Consider the following 13,651-nt stretch of genomic DNA (forward strand, 5'->3'; position numbering starts at 1 on the left):
CCCCTGCGATCCCCCGCGCCGCCCCCTGCGATCCCCGCTATTCACCTTCGCGTCACCTGACGTTGACCACAGATCACACGGGCATTTGGGATGTGGCGGAATCGTGCATGGCCATGACCGGCAGGCGAAGCACCCCCACCTCCTTCCGCTCCCTTCACCTCAGGGCCTCGGTGTTGTCCGCGAGCGCGCTGGTGGCGTGTGCGTCCCTTGCCGCTGGTTGCGGGGTGGTCTCCGGTGTCACGGGGGGTTCCGGAGACGACCCCGTGACCGTCATGACCTGGGCCCCGGAGGAGACCAAGGCGACCAACAAGCCCGGCATGCCCGCCATGGCGAAGACCTACGCGCGCTGGGTGAACAAGCGCGGCGGCATCAACGGCCACAAGCTCAACGTGATCACCTGCAACGAGCACAACGACGCGGTGGCCGCCGCCGAGTGCGCCCGGCGCGCGGTCGACGAGGACGTCATCGCGGTCGTGGGCTCCTACAGCCAGCACAGCCGTTCCTTCCTCTCCCCGCTGGAGGCGGCCGGCATCCCGTACATAGGCGGGTACGGCCTCACCGACGACGAGTTCACCAGTCCGCTCTCCTATCCCGTCAACGGCGGCCAGCCCGCGCTCCTGGCCGGCCTCGGCAGGGAGCTCGCCAAGGACTGCGGTCCTGTCACCCTCGTGCGCCCGGACACGATCGCCGGCGACGAGCTGCCGGTGCTGTTCGACTCCGGCCTCTCCGCCGGAAGGCATCCGGAGTCCTCCGACCAGCGGGCCGCCGAGGACGCCACGGAGTACTCGGGGCACGCCGAGCGGGCGCTCGAGCGGGCCACGTCCAACCCCACGAAGAAGGGGTGCGTGGTCCCCGCGCTCGGCGACCGCACGAGCACCTTCATGGACTCCTTCCGGCGCACCGCCGACGACTACCCCTCGGTGCGCACCGCGTCCGTGCTCGGCAGCGTCGACCAGTCGGTGATCAACACCACCGGCAGTACGTACGAGGGGGCGTACGTCACCGGCTGGTACCCCGCGTCGAGCGACGCGCGCTGGGACGCGATGCGCGATGTGATCCGCCAGGAGGCCTTCGGCGACAACCGGATCGACCCTTCGGACGCGGGCGTGCAGACCACGTGGATCGCGTACTCCGTCCTGGAGAAGATCATCAAGTCGCTGGACGACGGTGAGGTGTCCGCGCGTACGGTGCGGCGGGCGCTCGACGACGGGCTGAAGATCAACACGGGCGGGCTGACGCCGACGCTCAGCTGGAGCTACGGGAACCTGATCGCCGCGAGCGGGTTCCCGCGGCTGGTGAACTCGAACGTGACCTTCCAGGTCGTGCGCAAGGGTCAACTGGTCGCGGCCCGGAAGGGGTTCATCAACGTGTCGAAGATTCTGGAGAACGCGAGCTGATCACGGCTCACGGCTCAGCTGCGGCGGTGGCTGCGGCGATGGCTGTGGCTGTGGCTGCGGGTTACAGCTGGGTGGGCTGACGCTCCGTCAATCCGTAGGTCTGGGCGATGGAATTCCACAGTGGGGCGGCCTTGGCCTTCTGCGTGGTCGCGGTGCCGCTCTCGCGGTTGCCTGCCTGCGTCTGGGGCGTGGTGCGGGCCTTGCCCTTCGGGCAGCCCTTCTTGCCGGCGACCTGGTCGGCCCACGCGGCGTAGTGCGTGTCCGCCGCGGCGGAGGCCTTCCAGGCGCTGTTGAGCGCGGCGGTCAGCTGGGCGTGGTTCGGCAGCTTGTCGACCGAGAGGGCCGCGAGGCGGGTGACCAGGTCGTTGCGCTGCTTGGCTGCGTCGCGCAGGTCGGTGGCGGCCTGACCGAGGTTTTTGCACGCCCGGATTTTGGATACGGCCTTGATCACCGAGTCGCGGCTGTTGTTGCTGTCCGCGAGAAGCTTGTCCAGGGCCACGGCCTGCTCCTTGGCCGGGTCGGCGGACGCGGACGGCGAGTCGTCGGCGGGGGCGGTGGCTACCACCGGCTTGTTCTTGTCGCCGTCGCCGTCGTCGTCGTCGCCACCGCCGCCGCTGAGCAGGGCGCCGGCGCCGATGCCGAGCACGGCGATGCCGACGCCTACGGCGGCTATGAGGGGTATGCGGCCGCGGCTCTTGCCGCCACCGCCACCGCTGCGGTTGCCGCTGCCGTTGCCGTTGCCCGCCTCGCGCCGGGCGGCGCGTCCGACGGGCGCGGCCTGCGGATCGAACTGCGGCAGCTGCTGCGTGGCGTCCGCGCGGTCCGCCGCCTCCCGGAAGAGGTTGTCGAACTCGGCCGGCGGCTGCCGGTCCCCCGGCGCGCCCGGCCGAATCCCGTACGGCGCTGCTCCGGGCTGTGCGGGCACCGGCGCGATGTACTGCGTGGCTTCGGCGTCGGGGTTGGCGGCGGGGGGCATGGGTCCGGCCCCGGTTCCTCCGGCCGCGGCCCCGGCGGCGGGCATCGGCCCCGGGCCGCCCTGCCGGACCCGGCCGAGATACCGCGTCGCCTCTGAGGACGCCGCCCCGGCCTCGGGCGGCAGAGCACCCGGGCCCACGGGAGGGATGTACTGGGTGGCGCCCTCATCACCGGGCGCTCCGGACACTCCGGTCGCCCCCGGCACTCCGGGGGCTCCGGATGCGACAGGCGGCAGGTACTGGGTCGCGCCCTCGTCTACAGCGGCTGCGGGAGGCAGCGGCGCCGCGTGGCTGCCCAGCCCGGTGGGCTGCGACTGCGGCTGAGCACCGTGGGCAGGGGGAAGCGGCGCCGCTTGACCGGCCGAGGGCTGGGAGGCGGCGTACGCGTCCGGCAACTGGGAGTCGGCGGGGCCACCGGGCCCCTGCGGGGCGGCGTGACCGCCCGGAGCCTGCGCGGCAGCAGGACCGCTGGACGCTTGCGAGCCCCCGTACCCGCCAGGCCCGTGTGAAGCGGCGGGATCGCCGGACCCCTGCGGCGCCGAGTGCCCGGTGGCGGAAGGCAGCGGCGCCGCCTGCCCCGGCTGGCCCTGCGAGGAGCCGTAGCCACCCGGAGCCTGCGAGGCGGCGGGACCGGCGGACGCACCTGGGGCGCCGTGCCTGCCGGGGGCCTGCGCGGCGGCCGGACCAGCGGACCCACCCGGGGCGCCGTGCCTGCCCGGCACCTGCGCCGCGGCCGGATCAGCAGACCCACCCGGGGCGCCGTGCCTGCCCGGCACCTGCGCCGCGGCCGGACCGGCAGACCCACCCGGGGCGCCGTGCCTGCCGGGGGCCTGCGCGGCGGATTGACCGGGGAACGTCGGGGAGCCGGTGTAGCCGCCCGGCGCCTGTGGGCCGCCAGGTCCAGGGCCGCCCGGCGTCTGCGGTGTCGTGTGTTCGGCAGGAGGCAGCGGCGCGGTCTGAGACTGCGGAGCCTGCGAGGTGCCGTACGCGTCCGGGGTCTGCGAGCCGGTGGGACCAGTGGGGGCCGGTGAAGTGCCGTACCCGCTCTGTGCCTGCACGCCGGCGGGAGGACCGGCGGACGGCGGCGAAGCCTCGTACCCGCCCTGCGTCTGCGGCCCACCAAGGCCACCCGGGCCGTCAGGGCCACCCGGCGCCTGCGGCGTCCCGTAGCCGTTCGCCCCCTGCGGCGGGCCGTACCCCTGTGCCCCCTGTGTCGCCTGTGGCGGAGTCGTGCCCTCCGGCGGGAGCCGTCTGTCGTCGGTCGGCTGTTGCGGCAGCGGAGCCGGTCCGTTGGCCGGAGGCGGCTGGTGGCCGCCGCCGCTCGACGCGGAGGGGGCGCCCCACTGGGGCGGCGCGCCGGCGTTCTGCGTTCCGTACTGCGACGCCGAGTTGGCGCCCTGTACGCCGTACTGCGACGCCGGGTCGGGGCCCTGCGTGCCGTACCGCGACGTCTGGTCCGTGTCCCACCCGGGCGTCGGCTCGGACGGCGTGCCCCACGTCGAAGCAGGGGCGCCCCCGTCCGGTGCGGGGCCTGACCAGCCCTGGCCCTGCTCCGGAGGAGTCTGAGGTGACTGGCCGGGGCCCCATGGCTCGCCCCAGGACTGGCCCCCGGCCGGGGTCGTGTGGTCAGTCGAGGTGCCCGGCAGGAGGGGTGCGCTGCCGTCGGACGGCAGCACGATGCCTTCGCGCGCGGGGCGCGGCGAGGGCTCCTCGCCCTGACCGTTCTGCGTCACCGGGACTCCTACGAATGGGGGACCTACGGAATCGTCGGTTCACGCTACCGGGTCCCCACAACCCGATGCCACGCAGCTCAGGACGTGACTCTCGCCCCATCGGGCCAGGAGTAACAAAATCGCCCCTCAACGCGCTGTTAATGCCGTCCTTTCACACATCACATACGACACAGCACACGGCACGCTCCTGTTTCCCATGTTCACGCCCGCGTACCCGCTACGCCGCCGCCTGCAGATCCAGCCGCGCCCCGAACTCCCGTACCACCGGCTCGTCCCGGTACGGCTCCAGCCGCTGCTGGAAGTCCTCCAGGTACTCGGCGCCACGGTTGGAACGCAGCGTGCCGAGGAGTTCGACCGCCTTCGTCCCCGTGTGGCAGGCCTGCTCCACCTCACGCTGCTGCACCTGCGCGGTGGCCAGCAGGACGAACCCGATCGCACGCCGCCGGGCGCGCGACTCCGGATGCCCGGCGAGGGACTCCTCCGCCTGCCGCGCGGCCGCCTCGGCCTGTCCGAGGTCCCGGTGACAATGCGCCAACTCATCGGCCAGATATGCCTCGTCGAAGTGCGCGATCCACCGCGGATCGTCCCCGGAGGCATCGTCGGCCGACTCCATGGCGTTGACCGCCCGCCCCGACGCCACCTGGGCCGCCCGCACATCGCCCATGAGGGCGTGCCCGCGCGCCTCGGCGGCATGGAACATCGCCTCCGCGCGCGGGGTCACCCGGCCACGCGCGCCTTCCTGCGCCGCCCGCGCCAACTGCGCGATCTCCCGCGGATTCCCGAGCTGCGCGGCCAGGTGACTCATGGACGCGGCAAGGACGTACCCGCCGTACCCGCGGTCCCCCGCGGCCTGCGCCAGCCGCAGCGCCTGGATGTAGTACCGCTGCGCGAGCCCCGGCTGCCCGGTGTCGACGGCCATGTAGCCCGCCAGCTCCGTCAACCGGGCGACGGCCGCGAACAGTTCACGCCCGACGGCTTCCCGGTACGAGCCCGCAAGGAGACCGGAGACGACGCTGTTCAGGTAGTGCACGACGACCGGGCGTACGTGCCCGCTGCCGTACTGGTGGTCCAGATCGACCAGCGCCTGCGTCATCGCCTTCACGGCCGCCACGTCGGACAGCCCGACCCGCGGCCCGCCCGAGCGCGACACCTGCGCGTCCGGCGAGGAGATCAGCCAGTCGCGGCTCGGCTCGACGAGCGCGGAGGCGGCGACGGACGAGCCGGACAGGAAGTCCCGCCTCCCCACGTCGCTGCGCCACAGCTCGCAGACCTGCTCTATGGCGCCGAGGACCGTCGGCGAGAACTGCAGGCCCACTCCGGAGGCGAGGTTCTTGCCGTTCGCCATCCCGATCTCGTCGATCGTGACCGTCCGGCCCAGCTTGCGGCCAAGCGCCTCGGCGATGATGGCCGGCGCCCGCCCGCGTGGCTGCTGACCGCGCAGCCAGCGCGCCACCGACGTCTTGTCGTAGCGCAGATCGAGACCGTGTTCCGCGCCGCACATGTTGACCCGGCGGGCCAGCCCGGCGTTCGAGCAGCCCGCTTCCTGGATGAGCGCCTGCAGCCGTTCGTTCGGCTGCCTGGCAACGAGAGGCCTTGCGGCCATGGCGTACCCCCTGTGGCTGCGGTGCCTGCCCACGCACCGAGTTGACGGCTCCTCACGGCCGGAACCCCGAATGGAGCGAAAGGGAACCGGCCTCGAAGATCAATGCCCCGCGGACATACCGAAGATGCGGGACATGCGAGGATTGCCGGAGTAAAGGCTGTTGCCGTACCCCACACGTGGCTACCCAGTCCCCGCTGCCGTTGCCCGTGCGCGCCCCCACCCATGCATCCATGCGCCCCACCCGCGAAAACGGTGCTCCCCCACCGCGCACGTCAGCCGTAACGCGAGGTGGGTGCGGGAGTTGAGTTGAGCATGGAAGAGACCATCACGAGCACCGAAGCCGCGCGGATCCCGAAGCAGCGCGGGGAAACACTGCAGGACATCGCCGTGCGCTACGCCGAAGAGCGCCACTGGGACGTGTTCCCCGGCACTTGGCTGGAAGCCGTCGACGGGGTGCAGCGCTGCTCGTGCGGCGAGCCCGCGTGCGCCGCTCCCGGTGCGCATCCGGCACGTGAGGACTGGCCGACCCAGGCGACGGGCAGCGCGACCGTCGCGCGGCGCCTGTGGTCGAAGCAGCCGACGGCGTCGATCCTGCTGCCGACGGGCCGTACGTTCGACGCGATTTCCGTCCCGGAGACCGCGGGGTTCCTCGCGCTCGCCCGTATGCGGCGCATGGAGCTGACGCTCGGGCCCGTGACCTGCACTCCGGACCGGCGGGTGCAGTTCTTCGTGCTGCCGGGTGCCGCTGCGAAGGTGCCCGATCTCGTACGGAAGCTGGGGTGGCCGCTTGCTTCCCTCGATCTGGATGTGCTCGGTGAGGGTACGTACGTGGCTGCGCCGCCTACGCGGTTCGGGGCGCACGGTCGGGTGCAGTGGGCCTGTCGGCCTACGCCCGCGAATCGGTGGCTGCCTGATGCGGAGGAGCTGATCTCGCCCATCGCTTACGCGTGCGGGCGGGACGTACGGCGCTCGCTTCGTTGAGGTTCGTTGAGGGCGGTGGGTAGCTGCGGGTCGTATGTGGCTGATCGCGCAGTTCCCCGCGCCCCTTAAGGGGCGCTGCCCCGTCCGGTGCGTGTCTGCCTGCGGGTCGTGGTCGGCTTGGCGCGCCCCCTGACAGGGCCCTCTTACGCGCCGCCTCCCCGTATCGTGCCCCACATGACGGAGGGAGCCGGGGTGGGCGCTGTTGCCGTGCGGGTGCAGGGGCTGTGGAAGCGGTTCGGGGAGCAGGTCGCTGTCGCGGGGATCGATCTGGAGTTGCCCGCGGGGCGGTTCATCGGGCTGGTCGGGCCGAACGGTGCCGGGAAGACCACCACCCTGTCGATGGTGACCGGTCTGCTCCGGCCCGACCAGGGCTCCGTCGAGGTCGTCGGGCACGACGTGTGGCGCGATCCGACGGAGGTCAAGGCCCGCATCGGGGTGCTGCCCGAGGGGCTGCGGCTCTTCGAGCGGCTGTCGGGGCGCGAACTCCTCGCATACACCGGGCGGTTGCGCGGGCTGCCCGGTGCCGAGGTCGACAAGCGGGCCACCCAGCTCCTGGACGTACTCGACCTCGCCGGTGCCCAGCACAAGCTCGTCGTCGACTACTCGACCGGGATGCGGAAGAAGATCGGGCTCGCGTCCGCGCTCCTCCACAACCCCGAAGTGCTCTTCCTGGACGAGCCGTTCGAGGGCGTCGACCCCGTCTCCGCGCAGACGATCCGCGGCGTACTGGAGCGCTACACCGCCTCCGGCGCCACGGTCGTCTTCTCCTCCCACGTCATGGAGCTGGTCGAGTCGCTGTGCGACTGGGTCGCCGTGATGGCCGCGGGCCGTATCCGCGCACACGGCACGCTCGCCGAGGTGCGCGGCGCGGAGCGCTCCCTCCAGGAGGCGTTCCTCGAACTCGTCGGGGCGAACAGCCGCGACACCGCCTCCGACCTCGACTGGCTGGGCGGCGGCACCCGATGAGCACGGCCGCCTCCGCCGGCTCGGTCACCCCCGTCGTCGTACGCCTGAAGCTGTCCCTCCTGCGCAACGGTCTGCGGCAGTCGGCCGGGCGGCGGGCCGCGTACGTCGCGTCGGTCGTCGTCGTGCTGCTCTTCGCCGCGCTCCAGCTCATCGGCCTGATCGCGCTGCGCGGCAACGCGCACGCGGCGAGCGTCACCGTGCTGCTCACCGCCGTTCTGGCGCTCGGCTGGGCGGTGATGCCCCTCTTCTTTCCCGGCGGCGACGAGACACTCGACCCGACCCGCCTGGTGATGCTGCCGCTGCGCCCGCGCCCGCTCGTGCGTGCCCTGCTGGTGGCGTCCCTGGTCGGTATCGGGCCGCTGTTCACGCTGTGCCTGTTCGCCGGTTCCGTGATCGCGATGGCGCACGGCACGGCCGCGTACGTCACCGGGGTCGTCGCGATCGTCCTCGCACTCCTCGTCTGTGTGGCCCTCGCACGCGCCGTCGCCGCGGCCAACATCCGTCTGCTGACCAGCCGCAAGGGCCGCGATCTCGCCGTACTCAGCGGCCTGGTGATCGCCTTGGGCGCCCAGCTCGTCAACTTCGGGGCGCAGAAGCTCGGTTCGTCGGGCCTGTCCACGCTGGACCCGACGGCGGACGTGCTGCGCTGGGTGCCGCCCGCGTCGGCGATCGACGCGGTGGACTCGGTGAGCAAGGGTTCGTACGCCATTGGAGTCGCCCAACTCGCCCTGAGTGCTGGCGCCTTGGCGGCTCTGCTGGTTTTCTGGCAGCGGAGTCTGACGCGGCTGATGACCTCGCCGGACGGCTCCACGCTCCAGGCGGCCGAGCCCGCGCGGGACAAGGCGGGCCGTTCCTCCGGCCTGTCCCGGCTGCTGCCCGCGGGACGCACGGGCACGGTCATGGAGCGCAGCCTGCGGTACGTGTGGCGCGATCCGAAGACGAAGGCCGCGTGGGTGACGTCACTCGCGATCGGTCTGATCGTGCCGCTGTTCAACGCGCTGCAGGGCACCGGCTCCATCTACTTCGCGTGCTTCGCCGCCGGGATGCTCGGAATCCAGATGTACAACCAGTTCGGGCAGGACACATCCGCGTTCTGGATGGTCGCGATGACGATCTCGTCCACCCGGGACGCGTATGTCGAGCTGCGGGGACGGGCGCTGGCGCTCCTGGTGATCACCCTGCCGTACGCGACGCTCGTGACCGTCCTGACGACGGCGATACTCGGCGACTGGCCCGCCCTGCCGGAAGCCCTGGGCCTGTCCTTCGCGTTGCTCGGCGCGATGCTGGCGACCGGGGCCTGGTCCTCCGCGCGCTTCCCGTACTCGATCCCGCAGGAGGGCTACAAGGGCGTGGCCCCCGGACAGGCCGGTCTCGCCTGGATCTCGGTCTTCGGCGGCATGGTCTCGGCGGCCCTGCTCTGCGCGCCCGTCCTCGCCCTCACCATCTGGCTGCACGTCTCGGCGGGCGGCGAGGAGTGGACGTGGCTGCTGCTGCCGCTCGGCACCGCGTACGGCGCGGGGATCACGCTGCTGGGGCTGCGGCTCGCCGCACCGCGGACCGCGTGGCGACTGCCGGAGATTCTGGCGGCGGTCAGCAAAGGGTGAGCCAGCGGTGAGCGAGGAGTAAGCCGGGGGTGATCCCCCGCAAGGGCGTGCCCTACGGGTTGCCGCACGCGTCGCCTAACGGGTGCGGGTGCTCGGCGGGGATGCGGACCGGCAGGCCGCGCAGGAGGGTGTCGAGGAACAGGTCGAAGCAGCCAATGGACGACCCCCGGTTCAACGGCACTTTCACGGACCCCGCCCGCTCACGGACTGAGCCGCTCCACCCGCCACCCTCCGTCCGCCTCCGCGACGTACCGCAGCCGGTCGTGCAGACGGTTCTCCCGGCCCTGCCAGAACTCGACCGTCTGCGGAGTGACACGAAAACCGCCCCAGTTCGGCGGCACCGGGACCTGCTCGCCCTCCGGATAACGCGCGGCCAACTCGGCGTACCCGGCGTCGAGTTCGTCCCGCGAGGAGATCACCGAGGACTGGGCGCTGGCCCAGGCGCCGAGCTGAGAGCCGTGCGGACGGGTCCGGAAGTACGCGGCCGTCTCATCACGTCCCGTACGCCGCGCGACACCGCTGACGATGACCTGGCGCGCCAGCGCATGCCACGGGAAGAGCAGCGAGACGTACGCGTTCTCCGCCAGGTCACGCGCCTTGCGGGACTCGTAGTTCGTGAAGAAGACGAAGCCCTGCTCGTCGTACCGCTTCAACAGCACCGTGCGCGAACTCGGCCGGCCCTCGGCATCCGCCGTGGACACGACCATGGCGTTCGGCTCGTACACCGCGCCCTGCAGCGCGGCCCGCGCGGACTGCTCGAACCAGCGCGCGAACTGCTCCATGGGGTGGTCGGCCAGCTCGGTCTCGTCGAGTCCCTCGGCCCGGTACTGCTTGCGCATCAGAGCGGGGTCGAGGACGGGGTCATGGTCGGTCACGCCGTCATCTTGCCGCATCCCGCTCACCGCCCCGCCCGGTGCCCGGAGAGCGTGTGCTTCGTCACTGCATGGCACTGAGTGCCGCGACCTCTCCCCAAAGATGGCACCAAGGGATATCGTCCTGCTGCCGAAACGGTTGGGTGACCGCCTGCCGCACGGGGCATCACCGGGGTACGCACGTACGTACGGACCGCGAGTCCAGTAGCGACCGCGGAACCGCACGACGGCCGACCACCCAGCACCGACGTATGCACACCCCCCACAAACCACCACAAACCCCCCACAAAGCAATCCGTCGCACACATCATGAGGAGCCGCCTGATGTCCGACTTCGTACCCGGACTCGAAGGAGTCATCGCTTTCGAGACGGAGATCGCCGAACCGGACAAGGAGGGCGGCGCCCTGCGATACCGGGGCGTCGACATCGAGGACCTGGTCGGCCACGTCTCATTCGGAAACGTCTGGGGACTCCTCGTCGACGGCGCCTTCAACCCCGGCCTGCCGCCCGCCGAACCCTTCCCGATCCCCGTCCACTCCGGCGACATCCGCGTGGACGTCCAGTCGGCCCTCGCCATGCTGGCCCCCGTCTGGGGCCTGAAACCGCTGCTGGACATCGACGAACAGCAGGCCCGCGAGGACCTCGCCCGCGCCGCCGTCATGGCCCTGTCCTACGTCGCCCAGTCCGCCCGCGGCCAGGGCCTGCCCATGGTGCCCCAGCGCGAGATCGACAAGGCCCAGTCCGTCGTCGAACGCTTCATGAAACGCTGGCGCGGCGAACCGGACCCCAAACACGTCGCGGCCGTCGACGCCTACTGGACCTCAGCGGCCGAACACGGCATGAACGCCTCCACCTTCACCGCCCGCGTCATCGCCTCCACCGGCGCGGACGTGGCGGCAGCCCTGTCGGGCGCGGTCGGCGCCATGTCCGGCCCCCTCCACGGCGGCGCCCCCTCCCGCGTCCTCGGCATGATCGAGGAGATCGAACGCACGGGCAACGCGGAAGCCTACGTACGCCAGGCCCTCGACAAGGGCGAACGCCTCATGGGCTTCGGCCACCGCGTCTACCGCGCCGAAGACCCCCGCGCCCGAGTCCTCCGCCGCACCGCCCGCGAACTCGGCGCCCCCCGCTTCGAAATCGCCGAAGCCCTGGAAAAGGCGGCCCTCGCGGAACTCCACGCCCGCCGCCCCGACCGCGTCCTCGCGACCAACGTCGAATTCTGGGCCGCCATCGTCCTCGACTTCGCCGAGGTCCCGGCCCACATGTTCACATCCATGTTCACCTGCGCCCGCACGGCCGGCTGGTCCGCCCACATCCTGGAACAGAAGCGCACGGGCCGCCTCGTACGGCCGTCCGCGCGCTATGTGGGTCCCGGCACGCGCGACCCGCGCGAGATCGAGGGCTACGAGGACATCGCACACTGAGCCCTCGCGCACCTGGAGCGCTGGAACGCAGACGACCCGCGAGCTCTGGTCCCCTCCAAGGAGGGAGCCGGCCGGACTTACCGGCGAGCTCGCGGGTCGGGTGACTGCTTGAGATTGGGCCGGCTGCGCGTCTCTAACCCGCGCTGGTCCGGCACCGCACTGTGTGTGGTGACGGGCCGCTAGCCCGCAGCCACCTCACGCGTCCGGTTTGCATACATCTGCCGAACCACCTCCTCTCTCGTGTCCCCACACCCTAAGAACCGATCGGGCGCCGCTCAACCGGTTTTTCGAGATGTTGACCGCACGAGCTCTCGCCTAGTGGCGTATCCGTATCCGTCGCCCCGCTGCACAAGCCGCAGGTTCCAGTGGGAGACGTTGATCCGGCCTCTCGGCGTCGCGAGGCTGTGTTGCCCTCTGGCTCGTACGGAGATCCGTCCCGTCCACGTGCCTGCCCATTTCCCGGTGGGCATCGTGGCACGTACGAGATCTCCGGTGACGTATCCGAAGTGCTGCTTCGCCCGGACCCGTCGAAGGCGAGGAAACCCGAACCGGTCCGGGGTGGTGCGGGCGTACGAGCCGCGCCCGGTGGCCTTGACGACGAGGACGTGTTCCGGAAACCGGACGATCGCGTCGCCGTTCTCGTGGTCCAGGCGGCCGACGGAGAGGGCGTCCAAGGTATGGGTCTTGTCGAGCCCCATGGCTGTGCGGTTCCACTTGGTGCGGCCGCCTGACCATGCGTGGACCGGTCTCCCGAGGGTTTCCAATGCCTCTGTGAGTCGCCAGCGGGTCGCGTTCATGGCGGCGGCGTCATGGAGCGGAGTCGTGACCTGCTGAAGGATCTTCGTCAGGCGGTCGGGGCGGTGGGCAAGGAAGACGTCGACGGGCGTGCTGCCTTTGGCCTGGTTGCAGGGGATGCAGGCGAGGACGAGGTTGGAGATGCGGTCGGAGCCTCCGCGGCTCCGGGGCCGGAGATTAGTCATCGAGGGCACCTCCCTGATCTTCGATCGTGATGACTTGGGCTGGTCACTCGGCCTGTCCGTCACGCGGAACAGGATCCGGCCTACGGCCGAGGAGCGAGTGACCTCCTTTCCGGAGTGCACATCACGCTAGCGATCAAGTGCCCCTGGGAAGCCGATCTCCCCCGAAAGCGCCCATCCGTGCGAATCAACCGCATTCCCCGAACGCGCACCCGATCTTGCTGCTAAATGAACCTGCGGACTTCGGGAGGGCGGGGCAGCACATGCGCGTAGTGACGTGGAACGTGTGGTGGCGGTTCGGGCCGTGGGAGCGGCGGCGGAAGGCGATTCTGGCCGTGTTGCGGGAGTTGCGGCCGGATGTGGTCGGGCTGCAGGAGGTGTGGGCCTGCGGTGGGGAGAATCTGGCGGGGTGGCTGGCGGACGAGTTGGGGCTGCACTGGGCGTGGGCTGCTTCGGATGCGCCCGAGTGGTGGCAGCGGCGGCTTGGCGACGCGACGGTCGATTTCGGTAATGCCGTGCTGAGCCGGTGGCCGGTCGTGGACCGGGCGGTGGTGCGGTTGCCTGCGCCCGAAGGGGATGACGACGGGCGGCTGGCGCTGTATGCGCGGCTGGACGCACCGGTCCATCCGGTGCCGTTCTTCACCACGCATCTGACCTCCCTCGTGCATGCTTCGGCCGTGCGCTGCGAACAAGTCAGGGTGCTTGCCGGGTTCGTCGCGGATCATCGTGGCGGGACCGCGTTTCCGCCGGTCGTCACTGGTGATTTCAACGCCTGGCCCGATTCGGACGAGGTCCGGCTCTTCGGCGGCTACAAGACGGCACCGGCCGTCCCCGGGCAGGTGTTCCTCGACGCCTGGGAGTATGCGGAACCAGGGATTCCGGCAGCCACCTGGGACGCGGCCAATCCCTACATCGCGCCCGGAAACCCCAACCTCCGGATCGATTACATCCACGTCGGGCCCCCGGGCCCGGGCGCCCTCGGCCACGTCCGCTCGGTGCACCGTGCGGGCGACGGCGCCGTCGACGGCGTATGGCCGTCCGACCACGCGGCGGTCGTCGCGGACCTGGCGACTGCCCCGTCCGACGGTTCGGCGCCCGGTTAGGGCCGCACCGATGGTG

11 protein-coding genes are annotated in these 13,651 nt (G+C 71.3%); 6 read left to right on the plus strand and 5 right to left on the minus strand.

Translation table 11 applies throughout. The features are described 5' to 3' along the window. Window positions 1–113 precede the first annotated feature (113 nt). Window positions 114–1,397 (plus strand): ABC transporter substrate-binding protein, encoded by a 1,284-nt coding sequence (locus G5C60_RS25835; protein ID WP_165263306.1) that lies wholly within the window; start codon window positions 114–116, stop codon window positions 1,395–1,397. Between the two features lie 61 nt (window positions 1,398–1,458). On the opposite strand, the gene G5C60_RS25840 is transcribed toward G5C60_RS25835, so the two are convergent. Further along, window positions 1,459–4,104 (minus strand): hypothetical protein, encoded by a 2,646-nt coding sequence (locus G5C60_RS25840; RefSeq protein WP_165263307.1) that lies wholly within the window; start codon window positions 4,102–4,104, stop codon window positions 1,459–1,461. A 217-nt stretch (window positions 4,105–4,321) separates the two neighbouring features. Next, window positions 4,322–5,707: an NsdA family TPR-like regulatory protein gene (locus tag G5C60_RS25845; RefSeq protein ID WP_165263308.1), complete on the minus strand. Its 1,386-nt coding sequence runs from the start codon at window positions 5,705–5,707 to the stop codon at window positions 4,322–4,324. A 312-nt stretch (window positions 5,708–6,019) separates the two neighbouring features. Here G5C60_RS25845 and G5C60_RS25850 point away from each other — a divergent pair, with 312 nt between their 5' ends. The 3 genes from G5C60_RS25850 (at window position 6,020) to G5C60_RS25860 (ending at window position 9,258) form a co-directional block, all read left to right on the plus strand. Next, window positions 6,020–6,688, plus strand: coding sequence for a bifunctional DNA primase/polymerase (locus G5C60_RS25850; RefSeq protein ID WP_165263309.1), 669 nt, complete (start codon window positions 6,020–6,022; stop codon window positions 6,686–6,688). Window positions 6,689–6,862: 174 nt separating this feature from the next. Next, complete coding sequence (locus tag G5C60_RS25855) at window positions 6,863–7,654, plus strand: ABC transporter ATP-binding protein (RefSeq protein ID WP_165263310.1); 792 nt, start codon at window positions 6,863–6,865, stop codon at window positions 7,652–7,654. After that, on the plus strand, window positions 7,651–9,258 hold the full coding sequence (locus tag G5C60_RS25860; RefSeq protein ID WP_165263311.1) for a transporter: 1,608 nt from the start codon (window positions 7,651–7,653) through the stop codon (window positions 9,256–9,258). Before G5C60_RS25855 ends, G5C60_RS25860 begins: the two co-directional genes overlap by 4 nt. Before the next feature lie 52 nt (window positions 9,259–9,310). On the opposite strand, the gene G5C60_RS53245 is transcribed toward G5C60_RS25860, so the two are convergent. After that, on the minus strand, window positions 9,311–9,445 hold the full coding sequence (locus G5C60_RS53245; RefSeq protein WP_277611375.1) for a hypothetical protein: 135 nt from the start codon (window positions 9,443–9,445) through the stop codon (window positions 9,311–9,313). Window positions 9,446–9,458: 13 nt separating this feature from the next. After that, window positions 9,459–10,151, minus strand: a complete 693-nt coding sequence (gene pdxH, locus G5C60_RS25865; RefSeq protein WP_165263312.1) for a pyridoxamine 5'-phosphate oxidase — start codon at window positions 10,149–10,151, stop codon at window positions 9,459–9,461. 303 nt (window positions 10,152–10,454) lie between these two features. Between pdxH and G5C60_RS25870 the strand changes: the two genes are divergently transcribed. Then, on the plus strand, window positions 10,455–11,555 hold the full coding sequence (locus G5C60_RS25870) for a citrate synthase 2 (RefSeq protein WP_165263313.1): 1,101 nt from the start codon (window positions 10,455–10,457) through the stop codon (window positions 11,553–11,555). A 275-nt stretch (window positions 11,556–11,830) separates the two neighbouring features. On the opposite strand, the gene G5C60_RS25875 is transcribed toward G5C60_RS25870, so the two are convergent. After that, the gene (locus tag G5C60_RS25875; protein WP_165263314.1) at window positions 11,831–12,535 is read right to left on the minus strand and encodes an HNH endonuclease; all 705 of its coding nucleotides are present in this window, start codon (window positions 12,533–12,535) and stop codon (window positions 11,831–11,833) included. 260 nt (window positions 12,536–12,795) lie between these two features. Here G5C60_RS25875 and G5C60_RS25880 point away from each other — a divergent pair, with 260 nt between their 5' ends. Beyond that, window positions 12,796–13,635, plus strand: a complete 840-nt coding sequence (locus tag G5C60_RS25880; RefSeq protein WP_165263315.1) for an endonuclease/exonuclease/phosphatase family protein — start codon at window positions 12,796–12,798, stop codon at window positions 13,633–13,635. Window positions 13,636–13,651: the final 16 nt, after the last annotated feature.

Source organism: Streptomyces scabichelini (genome assembly GCF_011045015.1).
GTDB lineage: Bacteria > Actinomycetota > Actinomycetes > Streptomycetales > Streptomycetaceae > Streptomyces > Streptomyces scabichelini.

What these genes read in the sequence shown, in the direction of transcription:
- G5C60_RS25870 (WP_165263313.1), top strand. Translation starts at nt 10,455, where the DNA reads ATGTCCGACTTCGTACCCGGACTCGAAGGAGTCATCGCTTTCGAGACG.
- G5C60_RS25855 (WP_165263310.1), top strand. Translation starts at nt 6,863, where the DNA reads ATGACGGAGGGAGCCGGGGTGGGCGCTGTTGCCGTGCGGGTGCAGGGG.
- G5C60_RS25875 (WP_165263314.1), bottom strand. Translation starts at nt 12,535, where the DNA reads ATGACTAATCTCCGGCCCCGGAGCCGCGGAGGCTCCGACCGCATCTCC.
- pdxH (WP_165263312.1), bottom strand. Translation starts at nt 10,151, where the DNA reads ATGCGGCAAGATGACGGCGTGACCGACCATGACCCCGTCCTCGACCCC.
- G5C60_RS25835 (WP_165263306.1), top strand. Translation starts at nt 114, where the DNA reads ATGACCGGCAGGCGAAGCACCCCCACCTCCTTCCGCTCCCTTCACCTC.
- G5C60_RS25850 (WP_165263309.1), top strand. Translation starts at nt 6,020, where the DNA reads ATGGAAGAGACCATCACGAGCACCGAAGCCGCGCGGATCCCGAAGCAG.
- G5C60_RS25860 (WP_165263311.1), top strand. Translation starts at nt 7,651, where the DNA reads ATGAGCACGGCCGCCTCCGCCGGCTCGGTCACCCCCGTCGTCGTACGC.
- G5C60_RS25880 (WP_165263315.1), top strand. Translation starts at nt 12,796, where the DNA reads ATGCGCGTAGTGACGTGGAACGTGTGGTGGCGGTTCGGGCCGTGGGAG.
- G5C60_RS25845 (WP_165263308.1), bottom strand. Translation starts at nt 5,707, where the DNA reads ATGGCCGCAAGGCCTCTCGTTGCCAGGCAGCCGAACGAACGGCTGCAG.